13 protein-coding genes are annotated in these 16,599 nt (G+C 44.5%); 8 read left to right on the top strand and 5 right to left on the bottom strand.

The window, feature by feature from the left end; all coding sequences use genetic code 11:
- The first annotated feature begins 102 nt into the window (after window positions 1–102).
- The gene (gene add / locus BK026_RS08965; protein ID WP_071815559.1) at window positions 103–1,095 is read left to right on the top strand and encodes an adenosine deaminase; all 993 of its coding nucleotides are present in this window, start codon (window positions 103–105) and stop codon (window positions 1,093–1,095) included.
- A gap of 52 nt (window positions 1,096–1,147) precedes the next feature.
- Here add and BK026_RS08960 read toward each other — a convergent pair whose 3' ends face one another.
- The 3 genes from BK026_RS08960 to BK026_RS08950 form a co-directional block, all read right to left on the bottom strand.
- Window positions 1,148–1,711: a class GN sortase gene (locus BK026_RS08960; protein ID WP_071815558.1), complete on the bottom strand. Its 564-nt coding sequence runs from the start codon at window positions 1,709–1,711 to the stop codon at window positions 1,148–1,150.
- Complete coding sequence (locus BK026_RS08955; protein WP_071815557.1) at window positions 1,704–4,004, bottom strand: marine proteobacterial sortase target protein; 2,301 nt, start codon at window positions 4,002–4,004, stop codon at window positions 1,704–1,706. Before BK026_RS08955 ends, BK026_RS08960 begins: the two co-directional genes overlap by 8 nt.
- A gap of 241 nt (window positions 4,005–4,245) precedes the next feature.
- Entirely contained in the window at window positions 4,246–5,199 is a 954-nt protein-coding gene (locus BK026_RS08950) for a YihY/virulence factor BrkB family protein (RefSeq protein ID WP_071815556.1), read from the bottom strand.
- Window positions 5,200–5,498: 299 nt separating this feature from the next.
- On the opposite strand from BK026_RS08950, the gene BK026_RS08945 reads away from it, so the two are divergent.
- The 3 genes from BK026_RS08945 to BK026_RS08935 all read left to right on the top strand — a co-directional run bounded on the left by BK026_RS08945 (window position 5,499) and on the right by BK026_RS08935 (window position 8,056).
- Window positions 5,499–6,050 (top strand): type 1 glutamine amidotransferase domain-containing protein, encoded by a 552-nt coding sequence (locus tag BK026_RS08945; RefSeq protein ID WP_071815555.1) that lies wholly within the window; start codon window positions 5,499–5,501, stop codon window positions 6,048–6,050.
- A gap of 105 nt (window positions 6,051–6,155) precedes the next feature.
- Window positions 6,156–6,848, top strand: a complete 693-nt coding sequence (locus BK026_RS08940; RefSeq protein WP_071815554.1) for an SDR family oxidoreductase — start codon at window positions 6,156–6,158, stop codon at window positions 6,846–6,848.
- A gap of 320 nt (window positions 6,849–7,168) precedes the next feature.
- Window positions 7,169–8,056: an SDR family NAD(P)-dependent oxidoreductase gene (locus BK026_RS08935; RefSeq protein ID WP_071815553.1), complete on the top strand. Its 888-nt coding sequence runs from the start codon at window positions 7,169–7,171 to the stop codon at window positions 8,054–8,056.
- 175 nt (window positions 8,057–8,231) lie between these two features.
- On the opposite strand, the gene BK026_RS08930 is transcribed toward BK026_RS08935, so the two are convergent.
- Complete coding sequence (locus BK026_RS08930; RefSeq protein ID WP_071815552.1) at window positions 8,232–9,668, bottom strand: NAD(P)/FAD-dependent oxidoreductase; 1,437 nt, start codon at window positions 9,666–9,668, stop codon at window positions 8,232–8,234.
- Window positions 9,669–9,706: 38 nt separating this feature from the next.
- A complete protein-coding gene (locus BK026_RS08925) occupies window positions 9,707–10,570 on the bottom strand; it encodes an SDR family oxidoreductase (RefSeq protein ID WP_256253741.1) in 864 nt (287 codons plus the stop codon).
- A 182-nt stretch (window positions 10,571–10,752) separates the two neighbouring features.
- On the opposite strand from BK026_RS08925, the gene BK026_RS08920 reads away from it, so the two are divergent.
- The 4 genes from BK026_RS08920 to BK026_RS08905 all read left to right on the top strand — a co-directional run bounded on the left by BK026_RS08920 (window position 10,753) and on the right by BK026_RS08905 (window position 16,537).
- Window positions 10,753–11,694 (top strand): AraC family transcriptional regulator, encoded by a 942-nt coding sequence (locus BK026_RS08920; protein WP_177247898.1) that lies wholly within the window; start codon window positions 10,753–10,755, stop codon window positions 11,692–11,694.
- A gap of 190 nt (window positions 11,695–11,884) precedes the next feature.
- The gene (locus BK026_RS08915; protein WP_071815550.1) at window positions 11,885–12,766 is read left to right on the top strand and encodes a metal-dependent hydrolase; all 882 of its coding nucleotides are present in this window, start codon (window positions 11,885–11,887) and stop codon (window positions 12,764–12,766) included.
- Window positions 12,767–12,779: 13 nt separating this feature from the next.
- On the top strand, window positions 12,780–12,944 hold the full coding sequence (locus BK026_RS08910) for a rubredoxin (RefSeq protein ID WP_071817572.1): 165 nt from the start codon (window positions 12,780–12,782) through the stop codon (window positions 12,942–12,944).
- Window positions 12,945–13,279: 335 nt separating this feature from the next.
- Complete coding sequence (locus BK026_RS08905; protein WP_071815549.1) at window positions 13,280–16,537, top strand: glycosyl hydrolase; 3,258 nt, start codon at window positions 13,280–13,282, stop codon at window positions 16,535–16,537.
- Window positions 16,538–16,599: the final 62 nt, after the last annotated feature.

Here is a 16,599-nt window from a genome sequence, read left to right as displayed (position 1 = left end):
CAATGTTGTGGCGCAGTAAGTATCTGTGCTCACTGGTTTAAGGCGAGATTGAGTTTGTAAAGTGGTACAATAGGATTTGTGCTTTAATCTGTGTATTTTTCTATGAACTCACGCCTTCCTTTGCTTGATTTGCATCGTCATTTAGATGGTAATGTGCGTCTGTCCACCATTCTTGAGCTTGGCCAGCAGTTTGATATCACTTTACCTCACTACTCCATAGACGGGTTGAGACCCTATGCTCAAGTAACAACAATAGCCCCTGATTTAGTTGCATTTTTAGATAAGCTCACGTGGGGTGTTAGCGTTCTCGGCAATCTTGACGCTTGCAAACGTATTGCTATTGAAAATGTCGAAGATGCTATTGGGCAGGGAATAGATTACGCAGAACTGCGTTTTAGTCCTGCTTTTATGGCTGAAAAGCACAACTTGCCCCTGCAAGGTGTAGTAGAAGCGGTGGTAGATGGCGTAAAAAGCGCAACTAAAAACAACGACATAAAAGTGAATTTGATCGGCATTCTATCGCGCTCGTTTGGCGTTCAATCTTGCCTAAATGAACTAACGGCAATTTTAGCTTGTAAACACAGTATTACTGCTGTTGACCTAGCGGGCAATGAAAAAGACTTCCCTGGCGACCTGTTCGTAGAGCATTTTCAGAAAGTAAAGCGGGCCGAACTTCATATAACGATACACGCCGGTGAGGCTAGTGGCCCCCAGAGTATTTGGCAAGCCATTGAGGGGTTGGGTGCCACGCGTATAGGACATGGTGTTCATGCTATAAACGACAAAAAGCTAATGGACTATTTACGTGATAACCGCATTGGCATTGAAAGTTGTTTAACCAGCAACATCTTAACTAACACTGTCCAGTCTTTATCCCAACATCCACTGCGGCGTTTTTTAGATCACGGTATATTAGCGAGTATCAATACCGACGACCCAGCGGTACAGGGGGTAGAGCTTGACCACGAGTTTACCGTTGCTGCTAAGCAAGCCGGATTGACACCGGCTCATATTCAAAAGGCCCAAGAAAATGCGCTCGCCATCGCGTTTTTAAGCCAAAGTGAGAAAAACGAACTGTTAAAACGGCACCGTTAGCTTTCATCTATGGCGCTATAAGTACTAGCGCCGCAATATTGATATGACGTGTTTAGGACGGTTCAAGTTCTACTACAAGTCTTAAAGTGTTGTTCAATGCAATGTCATCAAATGGGTAGCACGTGACTAAATACAGCGTAGCCTGGTTTAGCGAAACAGCTAAATCACTTTGCGTTGTGTTAACCACTCGTTTTGCTGAAATACGATAGGGATGCCAGAGTCCGTCTTGGGTTTGCAGCTGAAGCATGTCGCCTATTTTTACATCAGCCAGAAAAGCAAAGTGGGTATCTTTGTGTCCACCGATAACGCTACTGTTGCTGCCTAATTTACCTGCATCGACGTGCCTCCCAGGCCCAAACGCTAACGCATTTCCCTGTGCGCCCTCAAGTATATACAGGTCTGTACCGCTTTTGGGATGGATCATTCGCCCAACCGGCCACGTGTCAGCCCAATACCAAGGTTTACTGTGTGTACCTGTGTGTAAGGTTTCGTCCCACGCCTGTTTAATAAGTATTTGGGCTAATTCCGCTTTTATCGATATCCAAGCTACGCGGCCAAAGGTAATACTTATCGTCATAATGAGAAGTAAACTGACAATTAATTTTATCTTAGCCATGAATGCCTGTTCCTTTTAACGTACTTAATACAAAGAAGAAAAGGTGTTTAGCATTGAGCATAAGAAGTAGCACAATGGCCAGCGCCCCTATGGCTAGATACAGGTTTTTACCTGTTGATGTTTGTGGGTAACTTACAGTGCGCAACTGCATGCCGTGGGGCAATATATTCTTTATGGCCTGTGACGATGAGGCGGCGTTCTGAGGTTTGGACGAGGCCTCTTCTACAGCCACAAAACTGGTATAGTCAGACAAGAGTTTGTGCGGTATCGCTACTTGCAAAATATCGTTCTTTACCTCTTCTTCCTTTCTGCCTAGCGCTTTTTCGTCCATTAGTGCCGCTATTTTTTTTCGCGCCCAAGATGTTGCGATACCGTATTGCTGCGCTGCTTCTCCTATGTCACCGCTATCTTGAATACTCCGCTGCCACTGATGTATTTCACCGTTTTTATCAGTTAGCGTACCGGTTAGCACAACGTTATTTAACGCCGCAGGGCTTACCTTGTCAGTGCTTTCGGTAGTGGACGGATAAAGGTTTGGTATCTTTATATTAATGAGCAGAGGTTCGCCTGCGTACAAGTCAGGAAGTCGTTTGGGGTAAATTTCTATGTCTCCTCGTTTTTCGATATTTTCAGGAAGCGCTAGGGTTAGGTTACTCAATACCGGCGTTTCCAGTTTTGTTAGAAGGCGCTGCATTTCTTTTTGGATACTATTGGAACTATCGATAAACACGTAGCTGCCTCGTCCAAACTTTGCTGCCCGCGTCATAAAATAGCTGTTGGGCGCGCTACCTATACCAACGGTAAAAAGTCTTGCCTCTCCCAATTTCGCTTTTATCAATGCAAAAAGCGCCGTTTCATTACCAATGGCACCATCGGTAATAAATACTATTTGCTTGATATGATTTTTCTGCGGCTTACTTTTTAATGCTTCATCTAATGCATTAGCCATTTCGGTCCCTCCATCAGCGCTAAGGCCAGAGATGAAAGACAAAGCAGTGCTGATATTGTGCGGCTTAGTATTCATTGGTTGACTGAACAACTTGGTATACTTTGAATTAAACGCGATGACGTTGAACCTGTCTTTTGTGTCTAAATTTTTTATTGCCATTGCTAGGGCGGACTTTGCATCTTCAATGGGGCGACCTCCCATTGAGCCAGAGGTATCAATGATAAATGTCACATCACGGGGAAAATCCTGTAGGTCATCAGGATTGACTTGCGGGGGAGTAAGCATAACCAATGCATAGTGATCGGCCCCTACTTTTTCTTTAAAATATGCTGCTGTTGGCACTGCTGCCGTTTCAGGTTGCCAGCGCAGCCAAAGGTCTCTGTCCATAGTGACAGCACCGTCTTTAAACGTCACACTGTAAGTGTGATCCTCCGTCGTTTTGGCTTGCCAGTGCACTGGGTGGCCAGCACTGGTAATTGAAGCAACTGGCATACCCGTGTTTAGTGTGGCGTTTAAAGAAAGTTGATGGGCATGCAAACTCTCACGTGCCTGAGTCATTAGAGGCGTGATCTTATCAGCGTCAGTTACCTCATCGGTAGGTACGCCCCACCCAGAAATGGGGGCATCTGTAGTAGCCTTTCTTTCACTTGCGCTACCAGCCAGAGCACGTTGTTTAAGTGCCGTATTATGTAGGTCGCTAATAGGAATACCAGGAATATAGCGCGGAGTCAGTGTAGTAGGCAGATGAAAACTAAACTCGCCATTTTCGTAGCCTACTTGTTGAATGAATTGGAGCGTAACTTTGATTTGCTCTTTTGGGGCTATATTAGCTACACGTTGTGTAAATAGGTTGGGCCTTTGTTGTGCTGTTAAACTGGCCTTCTTTCCTGCTTTTTTCGCTATTTCATACAGGTTTTTTGCTTCTTGCTTTGGTTTTATAGCACCGCGAATGACGCGTTCGCCAATCATCATTTCCATATGATTTATTGCGGCATCTTCACTTAAAGGAAAGGTATAGACAGCGTTTTGCCACTCATCACTGTTGTTAGAGAAGGTTTGCGTATACGTCACATGCGCAATCATGCCATTTACCTGAAGATCAACATGTGTTTTATGCAGCAAAGCAGAAGATGTTTCACCTTCTTTGTTTTTCATAAGTAGTTCGCCAGATTCAGCGTGACTTAGTGGGCTAGCTATTACACCAAGCAAGAAGCAAAGGACCGAAACAATAAAGAGTAACCAATGGTTACGAGGCTGAATGGTTGGTTCGCGTTTGTTAAACCAAGGTTTATAGGGTCGATGGGAAGCGAGGTAGTCGCGCTTTGGGTATTTGGGAAATAACATAATAACGTGCTCTGTGTAGTGACGGTACACTTCATTAAACGCGCAAAATAGGGCCAACTAAGAACAAGAAATGTGGCTAACTGGTGAATAATAATGGCGAAAGCGACGCGCTATTTCGCTATCGACTTTTCTCAGACGAAAAAGAGGGGAGGGTCAAGGTTCTCGAACGGTATGTAGCAAGCGCGTTTTGCCGTTCTTTAACAGTTAAATCTAGCCCTTTGCAGGGCACGATGATTAGTAATTAGTGCTTTACGTCGCCTGGTGTATGATCGGCAACAAATGCATTCCTTTCACCCATGGGTTTGTCATCTCCTACGGTACTGTCGGCTGTAGTCTGCAGCTCTATTGCTGAATTTACTTCTGCGCCAATAAGGATGATGTACGCTGTGAGATAAAGCCACATCAACAAAATAATTATCCCACCCACTGAGCCATAGGTTTTGTTGTAGGTACTAAATTCATTGATGTATACAGAAAAACTGTATGATGCGATGACCCATAATGCAGTGGCGAACACTGAGCCTGGGGTCACCCAACGCCACTGCGCCTCGCGGCGATGCGGTGCGTAACGGTATAGCGCTGATAGCGCAATATTAAAAAGACCTAGCATAAGCGGCCAAGTTAGCCACATGGCTTGCTCAGTGCTCAGCTTCCGAGACGTTAGCCAATGAATGGTCTCTGGCAATATGCTTATACATGCTAAAGCGACAATAACCGTAAAGATCATAAATACCGTACAGGTTATGCGTGCCAGGATGCCCTTGAAGAAGCTACGGCCTTCTGCTTCGCTATAGGTGATATTACACGCTTTAATTAAGGCGTTTGCCCCTTTACTGCTGCTCCACAAAGACAAAACTAGCGTGAAGAAAAAACTCCACCCCAATGTGTTACTCGACGCTTCAATTAAATTCGTAAGCTGTTCTTCAATGATGTAGCGGCTATCGCGAGGCACTACGTTTACCAATAAAGCCAAGTGATTTTGCAGTTCTGAAGGGCTGACAAGTAAGCCGTACAGGGCAATGGTAGCACCAAGCAGAGGGAATATAGCGAGCAAACAGTAGAAAGCGACACCAGCAGAAATGAGTGGAATATTGTCTTTTTGCAGGCTGGTGAAAATACGCTTTAAAATGCTCCACCAGCTTTTTAACGAAAGCTCGAATGCAGATTTAGCGTGATTAAAACTTTCCTTGCTCATATTTCTTGTACCTTCTCCAATGCACACAGCGTCAACTGTTAATACATGAAATACTCAATGTTGGCTTAATTCGAAACACAAAAAGCAACCAGCAGATGGTAAATGGCGCTATCGGCAGTAGTAAAGGTGTAAAGCTATTGTGTAAATCATTCCCATGTTTTGAAAATACCCGCCAAAGTATGTGATTGAAATGAATGGCTTTGGTTTGTTTTTTTATTTTATTTTAAGGGGTTAAGTGACTTAGGGGGATGGTTTGTAATTTGCAACGATACTCATGTTTTCGTTAAAAAGGACAAACAATGAGTAATAGCAACGAGTTAAAAGGTAAAAAAATCGCTATTTTGGCAACCCATGGGTTTGAGCAAAGTGAATTAATAAAACCTCGAGACATGTTCATTGAGCAAGGGGCAGAGGTAGACATACTATCCGTAGACGAACAATCTTCTATCAAAGCGTGGGACGAGGATGACTGGGGTAAAACGGTAAAAGTGGATAAACAGGTCTCGACAGTTAGCCCTGAGGACTATGATGCCCTTGTACTGCCAGGTGGCCAGATAAATCCAGATGTACTGAGAACAAAAGACGACGCGGTGACTTTTATTAAACGTGCAAACAGCGCAAATGGTGTTAAAGCCGTGGGGGCTATTTGTCACGGACCATGGTTACTCGTGGAGTCTGGGTTAGCAAAAGGCGCCACGTTGACGTCGTTTCCGAGTATTCGAACTGACCTGAAAAACGCGGGAGCAACGTGGGTCGATGACAAGGTTGTGGTGCATGACAAGCTAGTAACGAGCAGAAACCCTGATGATATATCGGCCTTTGTAGGCAAAATTAGCGAAATGATTGCCTAGGTGTTTACGTGATGCCTCTAAAACCACATTTTTAGCAGAATAAGTTTGTGCGCATCCCCTAGCTTAATTGTTTGCTGATGAGCGCCAAACCAACAAGGAGAATGTATGACAAACATATCCAGTGAAGAAAAGATTATTGCCATAACCGGGGCCTCAAGCGGTATCGGTAAAGCAACCGCCAAATATTTAGTGAACAAGGGCTATCGCGTCGCACTCATAGCACGAAGTGAGGAAAAACTGCGTGCCATAGTGAATGAACTGGGTGAAGAAAAAGCGTTTGCGGTAGCTGCAGATGTTAGCGATTTCAGCGATATAGAAGCGGCATTTAGCAAGGTTAATACACACTTTGGACGTATCGACGGTATTTTCGCAAACGCTGGACGTGGTGCAAAAGCGGCGGGCATAGAAAACGGCGATGTTAAAGATTGGCAAGGTATGCTGGGTGCCAATGTGAACGGACTGCTTTACACAGCGAAGGCGGGCTTGTCATATCTGCGCAACACTAAGGGACATTTTATTATTACCTCGTCAGTCGCTGGTCGCATTGCACTGAAGGGGTCGGTGTATGGCGCAAGCAAGTGGTTTGCCTACGGCTTTGGGCAAAACCTAGCAGAGGAGATGCGCGAATGGGGAGGGCGGTGCACAACAATTTGCCCCGGTATGGTTAATACCCCATTTTTTGATGAGCCAAAGGACGATAAATTACAGCCTGAGGATATCGCTAAGTCGGTATTCTTCGCGCTTAGTGCAGATGACTCTGCGTGCGTTCGCGAAGTATATGTAATGCCTGCAAACTAGGTAATGAAGCAAGTACGGAAAGAATTAAGGGAAATTCCAACAAGTCATTGCTCAACGAGTATAAGCGTTAGCTTGTACTCGTTTATACCAATCCGCATAGATCATTACCCACTCAGTGAACACGTTTAGTCTCGCTGAAAAAGTAATCATCTATTCAGGTTGGTTTTATATCATTTTCATGAAGTCATGCTAATTCGCTAAATAAAGTTTTTAGTCTCGTCATCAAATTCTACTCTAGAAAGTATAACTAACTACCACATCACGAAGCATCGTTGGTTAAACGCTAATGTGTGACAAGAAAACAATAAAAGGTCCTTACAATGACGAGTGAATTTTTTGGAAAAACGGCAATAATTTCTGGTGCAGCAGGCGGTATTGGGCTTTCCCTGTCTTATGCTTTAGCTGAGCAAGGCATGAATATCGTAATGGGCGATATCGACAATATTGCACTAGACAACGCTGCAAATGGGTTAAGGGAGAAAGGCTATAACGTACTAACGTGTGCCCTTGATGTAACCGAGTTTTCTCAGTGGGAAGCGATTGTGTCTAGCGCCAAAGAAAAGTTCGGCAAGATACACATGGTGGTAAACAATGCAGGTGTTGGTGGTACACCAGGAAAGGTCGAAGAGTCTGAACACGAAACATGGCGTTGGGTGATGGACGTAAACGTTATGGGGGTACTTTTCGGCGCACAAGCCTGTATCCCTTCAATAAAAGAACACGGCGAGGGCGGTTGGGTTCTTAATGTGGCTTCAATGGCCGGCATGATGGGCATGCCATACGCTGGCGCTTACTGTGCATCTAAAGCTGCTGTTGTGTCGATGACAGAGAGTTGGGTTGCTGAACTTCATCCTTTCAACATTCATACCAGTGTATTGTGTCCAGCGTTTGTAAAAACGCGAATTCACGAGTCTTATCGAAATAGACAGGAAAAATATGCGGTAGCGCCAGATAAACGCATAAACAAAGAAAAACTAATGGCCGGAGCGAAAGCAGCAACACAAGCTGTCGAGTCGGGGATCCCAGCAAACATGCTGGCGAAGCGCGTAATTGAAGCCCTTATCTCTAAGCAAACGTATATTTACACTCACCCCAATTACCGAAAAGTTACTGCAAACCGATTTAAAGCTATTGATGGTGCTTTTGAAGATGCAGAGAAAAGCGATGTGGTAGGGCATTTAGTTAACGACGACATCGTGACGTTTTAATCAGGCGGCGAGAGGGCCAATATTGCCTTCTCGCTAACTTGGTCAGCGCAAAATTATAGTTCACGAAGATAAATAGCAGTTTGTACTAACCTGCCTCGAAAATACGAGGTTGCCGCTATATAACCTCACTTCAAGCACAATGCTAAGTGCACAGTACGCTTTATAAAATTACACATTAACAACGTATCTCAAGGCCCGATTCAGGAAATGTCGCCGTAGTAAGACGTGCTTTATCAGTGTCGTAGTCTTGATCTAAACGCCATGGGGCTTTATGACCTTGCTTAGGAATACTGTCTTCAGAGCGCTTTATATATCCGGAAGAAAGGTTGAGAAACAACTCTGGCTTGATATCGGGGGCTGCTGTTGGCACAAAATATTGCGCGTTATTAGCATCGATATGGTTAATGAGTCGACATATATACTGAGAAACCAACTCAACTTTTAGCGTCCAGGACGCGTTGGTGTAGCCGAATACCATACCAAAGTTGGGAATATCTTGCAGTAAAGCCCCTTGGTAAAACATCTTATTACCTATATCTTGAACACATCCGTCTACGCATATGTCCACACCCGACATAAACAACATTTTTAACCCTGTTGCGGTAATGACGATATCAGCGTCTAAATGATGCTGCTTTGTTTGGATCCCGGTTTCAGTAAAATGACAAATTTCATCGGTAACGATGGATGCTTTATTTTCATTAAGGCTGTTGAATAAGTCTGCATCAGGTACTAAGCAAAGCCTTTGCTCCCATGGATTATATCGAGGCGAAAAATGCTTGCCATCAATGTCTTTTTTCAATAATTGGCGACGTTTCTTATTAATTATTTTTTTTGCTTTCTCTGGGTGCTTTGTCATGTAGTTGAAGTAAAACTTGCCTAACCATATATTTTTCTTGCGGACTAGTTTAGAGGCTGCCTTCGCCGGCAATATAGCTTGTGCCACTTTGGTAATAAAGTCGCGCTGGGGCCGAGATAGAATATAAGTGGGAGAACGTTGAAGCATAACCACATGCTTGGCTTTTTTGGCAAGGTTAGGCACAAGGGTAACGGCGGTTGCCCCACTGCCGATTACCACAACATTTTTGTTTTCGTATTCTACGTCATCGGGCCAAAACTGAGGGTGAATTAGCTCACCTTTGAATTGTTCGCTGCCTTTAAACGTTGGACTATGGCCTTGTGAGTAGTCGTAATAACCGCTGCAGGCAAAAAGGTATTGCGCGTGAATTATCTCACTTCCCTGCGGTCCATTAACACTGACTTCCCATCGCTTCTTCATAGTGTTCCAGTTCAAATGGGTCACTTTGTGTTGGTAATGGATGTGCTTTTCAATATCAAATTTTTTCGCAGTATCTTTTAAGTACTGGCATATGCGGTCGCCAGTCGCTAAGGATTCTCGTTCTGTCCACGGGTTGAATTGGTATCCGTACGTATACATGTCACTGTCTGAGCGCACACCTGGATATTTAAATAAATCCCAAGTTCCGCCAAGGCTGTCTCGACCTTCCAAGATCATTAATGATTTATTGGGGCACAAGGTTTTCAAGTAATAGCTTAAACCAATCCCAGAAAGCCCTGCTCCTACTACAACAATATCGACGTGCTTATTCATTAGCGTGCTGTCCTTTAAAACACAAAGTGATACCCGCGTTATCCCAACAATCTCACAATTAATGTTTGATATTTTGAGGGGGCATATCGCTGTAATTTGTCTAATAATTTGGCATCTGTACCCACTAGTATCCGCGTTCTTTTACGTATAATGGCTTGCATAATTGTGGCGGCAGCTTCTTGAGCTGACGTTCTCGCTAACTTGTCGTTAAAGCGTGCTCTGCGCTGTTCAAGGGTCATTGATGCTGCCGAGCCTACTCTTTGTGAACCTTCTCGCCCGTTGTCAACAATCGACGTTTTCACACCACCAGGATGAACACAGGTAACACATACGTGGGGAGCGCTGATTTGCAACTCCATGCTCAGACTGTCGCTAAACCCCCTTACAGCGAACTTCGACGCATTATAAGCAGCGCTGTTCGGGGTGCCAATCAGGCCAAACAAACTAGATACATTTACAATGTGTCCCCAGGAAGCGGACTTGATCAGCGTAAGGAACGCTTTCGTACAGTGAACCACGCCCCAGAAGTTGATGTTCATCAACCAATGAAAGTCTTTTAAATCAACCGACTCAACGCTGGCAGACAAGCTCACGCCAGCGTTATTTATTAATCCATTTATCTCACCGAAATGCTCTTTGCAGTCATGTGCCCAAAGTTCAACGTCGTGTTCATCTGAAACATCCAATACATGAGTGGTAATGTCGCAATAAGGAAATTCTTCCACAACTTCAAGACGAACAGCATTTAAATTCGCTGGATCTTTATCACACAGTGCAAGGTGACAACCCGCAGAAGCCAGCTCAAATGCTAATGCTCTTCCAATACCGGATGCTGCGCCGGTAAGCGCGAAAACTGAACCATGGAATCGGTCCTTATCGCTAATGGTTTTAGTGGTTTTCATAATAAAAGTAAGGACACCTTTAAAATACACATGTAAATAATGTGTTATTGAATTGTTAATTTTAAGGTGGTAACGTCGCAAAATCTTTGTCATTTGAGGTCAGGCTGATGCTCAGTAAACATTTCGCAGGAAAAAAGCATGTAATATCAGGTGATTATGTGGCACATCTGCGGAATTTTGCTATGGAACAGAATGTTTCAATGGATGTACTGCTAAAAGACGTTGGTTTATCACCTCAGCAGTTATTGAACCCACCATTATTTGTTGATGACGCAGACTTCAATACACTTTGCGCCAACTTATTTGAAGCACTAGAGTTTCCGTTTTTAAAGGCTGCTGAGCTCGCGAAAACCATGACGTTTTCACTTCATGGCGCTTTGGGCGTAACCATTCAAGGCGCTAAAAACCTTGAACAAATGCTGTTACTGGCACAAAAATATTATCGAAGCAGGGCAAGCAACAGAGCCCTTGTATTGGAAAAGCGTGATGGTTTTTTACACGTTATCCCTCAAAGTGATTACCTAGAGCGTTCACCTTATATTACGCTTGCTGTTATGGTCAGCTTTACCATTCTTATTGGCCAAAAATTAAAGCGGCACCATGTGAATGATCGTTGTCGTATCCGTTTAAAAAGTAAAAAACCGAGTTATGTACCTCAACAATGGCAAGAAGCACTGTCGGTGTCTTTTAACGAAGTACAAGACGAACTTCTGGTTCCGCTAGCGTGGTCTAATCTCCCCATCGACAGTATCGACAATAGCTTTGTAACACTTGCCGAGACGCAATGTTTGGAAACGCTTGCGTCACTCACTTCAAATGATGTAAAGACCATTGTTACTGATTTGCTTAAACATTCTCCCACCAACATGTTAAACATCAAGGCGGTGGCAAACGAACTTTGTATGTCGCCCAGTAGCCTTCAACGGCGATTGAAAGATGAGGGGCTTACCTTTAAAGCGCTTAAGCACCGCATTATCGTTGAGGAAGCAAAGCGGCTTCTCCTAGAGGGGGCCACCGTAGAGGAGATCGCTGAAATCCTAGGTTTCAATGACGCGTCAAGCTTTTCCAAATCGTTCAAATCAATCGTGGGCGCTACGCCTGGAGAATTCAGGCGTGCCGTATAAATATCAATCCGTATAGCTCCTTAGCCATTCAGCGAGAGTTAACATGTTCGTGATCGCGGCCCGTTATCGCAGGCAAACTGACATCATTTAACAAAAAATTTGCATTGTATTCACATGGGCGAGGTGTGAAGAAGACGCCATGCTTGAATGCGAAATATCATTTTGAACAGAATGATAAAGGGAGAAAGCGATGAAAAAGCATCAGTTTGATCATTTAAAACTAGAGATAAAGCCCCGCCACATGGAATTTCCTTTTGGCTGTCTTCAAAGCCTGAAATTTTTTGACGACAACATTTATAAATCTGCTTTTATTGCAGGTATGTCAACGTCATTTCCAGATGGAGAGACAGAGTTTCTTAATTCTGTCCGTAATTATCGCAACCGCATTCACGACCCTGATCTTAAACGGCAGGTAAAAGGCTTCATAGGACAAGAAGGCCACCATAGCCATCAGCATGGGAAAATAAATAAAGAGCTAGATAGACTTGGCTACGATACCGCAAGTATTCAGAAGTCGTTAAAGAAATTAATTAAAAAACGAGTGTCTAAATATAGTGATAAGTTCAGGCTTGCGCACACGGTATCTATTGAGCACATCACGGGTATTATGGCCGAGCATGCATTAGCGCATCCTGAACTCTTTGACGGTATGGAAGCGCCCTTTAAAGACTTAATGATGTGGCATGCTGTGGAAGAGTTAGAGCATAAAGCTGTAGCATTTGATGTTTACCAAATGTGCGTTGGAGACCAACCTTATCTTCATCGCGTGATGAAGCTTGCCATTGCTTTACTGTCGCTGCGGTTAGGACGTTTTATGTTGATACTCGCGTTCAAAACCGGTAAATGGAAAAGCTGGCGAGAGTGGCGTGATTTTTCTCGGTGGATGTTTGGAGCAAACGGTTTATGGCGCTCGTTGCGTCAGCCCTATAAAGCGTTTTTTAAACCGGATTTTCATCCTTGGAACTCTGGAGGGTTAGCGCTAATTGAAAAATGGGAAACGCAGCTTTATCGGCCTTGTCAGGATAAACATCACCCTGAATACGGGCGTGAACAGCAGCAACGTATTGCGTGAAATGAGTACGTTTATGAAGCGCTATAAATGCCAAATCTGTGGCTGGATCTACGACGAAGTATTGGGCGCGCCTGACGAGGGTATAGCGCCCGGTACGCTGTGGTGCGATGTGCCTGATACTTGGGTATGTCCAGATTGTGGTGTGAGTAAAATAGAATTTTATATGGAAGAGATATAAGCGTGCCACTAATCAAGTCAATATAGTGCGTCAGTATAGCGAAGCTTGTCAGTCTGCGCATTACTGCGCAAGGTATGCATAAGCATTGTTGGTAGGGGGCTTATTTACAATCAACCGAAATCATCGTTTTTTCACGAAACACGCCGCGATTGCGAACATTCAAACTCTCGCTGAGTAGGTAATGACCTGTGCGGATAAGTTTTATTTAAATGAAAATTTAAACAATGTTTAACTTTTAAACTGGTCAATTTGTCGTGTTATCTGTTGTAACAGGTGTAAATATTAAGTAATGCTAGTACGTGAAAAATAATAACGACGAAATCCAGGGACAAAAAATGAAAAAGCTTTTAAAAGCTGCAGTTGCTGTATCTATAGCGCTGTCATACTCGCCTGCATGGGCAGCCAAATCTGACGACAAAAATACCACCTTTAATAGTAAAACTTTCGAAGCGATGGAGCTAAGAAGTATAGGTCCAGCCTATATGTCTGGCCGTATTGCTGATATTGCTATTGACCAGAATAACCCTTCTACTTGGTATACCGCTGTGGGCTCAGGTGGTGTGTGGAAAACAACCAATGCTGGAACGACATGGGAACCTATATTCGACAAGCAGGCCGTTTATTCAACGGGGGACGTTACTATAGCACCGAGCAACTCGAATATCGTATGGGTAGGCACGGGCGAGAATAACGGCGGCCGACACATTAGTTTTGGTGACGGTGTGTATAAGTCGATGGACGGCGGTAAAACGTGGAAAAATATGGGATTAACCAAATCCGAACACGTTTCCGATATCATCATTCATCCCACAAACCCAGATATTGTTTGGGTTTCGGCACAAGGGCCACTGTGGACTGGAGGTGGTGAACGCGGCTTGTATAAAACCACAGACGGCGGTGAAACGTGGAAGCAGGTTCTCACTACAGCAGACGAATGGACGGGCGTTACGTCTTTAATTATTGACCCTAGAAATCCAGATAAGCTCTACGCTGCCACGTGGTCGCGTCAGCGCACGATCGCCGCTTATGTTGGCACGAATGAAGGAGCAGGAATACATACTTCTGATGATGGTGGTGAAACGTGGACCGAGCTTAAGACAGGACTGCCAAGTGGCAATATGGGTAAAATCGGTATGGCAATATCACCGATGAACCCTGATGTGCTTTATGCCACTATTGAAACCGATAATCGCGGCGGTGGTTTTTATCGCTCTGACAACCAAGGGGCAAGCTGGAAGAAGATGTCTGATGAAGTTGGCGGCGGTACTGGCCCACACTATTATCAAGAAATCTTTGCAGACCAACATCAATTCGATCGCGTCTACATAGCCAGTAACTACAGCAAAGTTTCCGATGATGGCGGTAAAACCTGGACACCAATAAATACGAAGCGCAAACACGTAGATGACCATGCTATGGCGTTTCATCCTACCGATCCTGACTTTGTTCTTATGGGCTCTGACGGTGGGATTTATATGTCTCACGACAGAATGGCAAACTGGCGTTTCATGGCGAATTTGCCAATTACGCAGTTCTATAAAGTTGCCCCTGATGACGCGACACCGTTTTATAATGTGTATGCAGGCGCACAAGACAACTCTACACAAGGTGGTCCGTCTCGCACCAACCGAAAAGAAGGTATAAAAAACAAAGATTGGTTCTTAACCTTAGGGGGGGACGGTCACCAGCCAGCGGTTGAACCAGGAAACCCTGATATCATTTATTCTCAGTGGCAACAGGGAAACCTTACCCGTGTAGACATGACTACAAAAGAAGGTGTCTATATCAAACCTCAGCCGCTTCCGGGCGATCCCGCTGAGCGTTTTAACTGGGATGCACCGATAAACGTATCTGCCCACGATCCGAAACGTATTTATTTTGCGTCTCAGCGTGTGTGGCGTAGTGATGATCGCGGTGATAGCTGGACAGCAATTTCTGGCGACCTCACTATGAACAAAAATCGCATGCATATGCCAATGATGGGAAGAACGTGGTCTGTAGAGGCAGGGTGGGATTTGTACGCCATGTCTGAATTTCACACCATAGCTAATTTCGCTGAAAGTCCTGTTGATGAAAATATATTATGGGTAGGGACGGACGACGGTTTGATCCAAGTGACCACAGACGGTGGCAAAAATTGGAAAAAAATCGAATTAGACGATATCAAAGGCATTCCTGAAACAGCCTATGTTAATGACATTCGCGCTGATTTATTTGACCCCAACACGGTATATGTTGCCTTAGACAATCACAAATACGGCGACTATAAGCCCTATTTAATCAAGTCGACGAATTTGGGTAAAAAATGGACATCGCTTGCCGATGATCTCCCCGAAAAGCATTTGGTGTGGCGTATAGTTCAAGATCACGTTAACAAAAATCTTATGTTTATCGGCACAGAGTTCGGTGTGTTTTTTACGGTTGATGGCGGTAAAGAGTGGGTTGAATTGGACGGTGGAATTCCTACCATTTCTACTCGGGATGTAAAAATTCAACGACGCGAAAACGATCTGGTTGCCGGTACGTTCGGCCGTGGTATTTATATCCTAGATGACTATGCGCCCTTGCGCGAACTTAGTCCAAAGGCCTTGCAAGAAGATGCCTTGTTGTTTGCGCCAAGTCGCCCGGTTAAATGGTTTAATTTAGACGACAATCATACCGATTCAGATGGTGACGATCGCTACGCGGCTAAGAATCCAGCGCACGGTGCGACCCTTACGTATTTCCTTAAAGACAGTATTTTAACGGCGAAAGAAAAGCGTCAAGAGGCAGAGAAAAAACGCCTTGATGATAAAAAATATCCCAAGTACCCATCTTGGGAAGCGGTTGAAGCAGAAATAGAAGAGCCAAAGCCTGCTGTTTATCTAGAAATTCGCGATAGCGCAGGCGATATAGTGAACCGTGTGGAAGGTAGTACTAAGAAAGGCCTTCACCGCGTGACATGGGGCATGGACTTCGCAGCGTCAATGCCACTTGCGGATAGCAAAGGGAGAGGTAGAGGACTACCAGCGTTACCTGGTAATTACTCTGCAACGTTGTTTAAGCGAGAAGGCGCAGTGGTTACGCAGCTTGCCGAGCCTGTCGACTTTGTCTTAGAGTCTATTTACACGGGAGCGCTAGAAGGCCCAAGTGCTGATGAAATAGCCGCTTTCACTGCAAATATTGAACGTGTACAAAAGCAAGCGATGACAGCATCTGCTGTACTAAAACAGCTCAATGAAACGATGACGCTGTTGCGAGTTGCTATTGATAGAACACCATCTGATATAGCTGCGTTAGAGACGTCATACGCGTCAATCGACCAAGCGCTCAATGCTATTAACAATACTCTGTTCGGTTTAGAATCACGTCAGCGTAAAGGTGCGACACCAGCGACGATAATGAGCCGATTGGGGTATGCACGCTCAGCGCTACGCTCTACTTATGGTCCTACTCAACAGCATAAAGAGCAGTTGAATTTTGCCAGCGAAAGCTTGACCGAAATCAGTGAGCAAATTAAAACGCTTCAAACGTCAACGGTGCCAGCGCTTCAGCAAGCCGTAGTAAAACAGGGAGGACCTTGGACAGCAGGCCTTCCGGTTATAACGAAATAACAGCGAGTTATTGGCGCGTAAAAAACGACATGGCAGCAGCAACGCTGCCATGTTTTTTTGCT

It is taken from the genome of Alteromonas sp. V450 (assembly GCF_001885075.1).
Classification (GTDB): Bacteria; Pseudomonadota; Gammaproteobacteria; order Enterobacterales; family Alteromonadaceae; genus Alteromonas.
The sequence above is the reverse complement of the archived record's forward strand: the minus strand, read 5'-3'. Positions and strand labels throughout refer to the sequence as shown.

Excerpts from the sequence above, each read along its gene's own strand:
- add (WP_071815559.1), top strand. The coding sequence starts at position 103 with ATGAACTCACGCCTTCCTTTGCTTGATTTGCATCGTCATTTAGATGGT.
- BK026_RS08960 (WP_071815558.1), bottom strand. The coding sequence starts at position 1,711 with ATGGCTAAGATAAAATTAATTGTCAGTTTACTTCTCATTATGACGATA.
- BK026_RS08955 (WP_071815557.1), bottom strand. The coding sequence starts at position 4,004 with ATGTTATTTCCCAAATACCCAAAGCGCGACTACCTCGCTTCCCATCGA.
- BK026_RS08950 (WP_071815556.1), bottom strand. The coding sequence starts at position 5,199 with ATGAGCAAGGAAAGTTTTAATCACGCTAAATCTGCATTCGAGCTTTCG.
- BK026_RS08945 (WP_071815555.1), top strand. The coding sequence starts at position 5,499 with ATGAGTAATAGCAACGAGTTAAAAGGTAAAAAAATCGCTATTTTGGCA.
- BK026_RS08940 (WP_071815554.1), top strand. The coding sequence starts at position 6,156 with ATGACAAACATATCCAGTGAAGAAAAGATTATTGCCATAACCGGGGCC.
- BK026_RS08935 (WP_071815553.1), top strand. The coding sequence starts at position 7,169 with ATGACGAGTGAATTTTTTGGAAAAACGGCAATAATTTCTGGTGCAGCA.
- BK026_RS08930 (WP_071815552.1), bottom strand. The coding sequence starts at position 9,668 with ATGAATAAGCACGTCGATATTGTTGTAGTAGGAGCAGGGCTTTCTGGG.
- BK026_RS08925 (WP_256253741.1), bottom strand. The coding sequence starts at position 10,570 with ATGAAAACCACTAAAACCATTAGCGATAAGGACCGATTCCATGGTTCA.
- BK026_RS08920 (WP_177247898.1), top strand. The coding sequence starts at position 10,753 with ATGGAACAGAATGTTTCAATGGATGTACTGCTAAAAGACGTTGGTTTA.
- BK026_RS08915 (WP_071815550.1), top strand. The coding sequence starts at position 11,885 with ATGAAAAAGCATCAGTTTGATCATTTAAAACTAGAGATAAAGCCCCGC.
- BK026_RS08910 (WP_071817572.1), top strand. The coding sequence starts at position 12,780 with ATGAAGCGCTATAAATGCCAAATCTGTGGCTGGATCTACGACGAAGTA.
- BK026_RS08905 (WP_071815549.1), top strand. The coding sequence starts at position 13,280 with ATGAAAAAGCTTTTAAAAGCTGCAGTTGCTGTATCTATAGCGCTGTCA.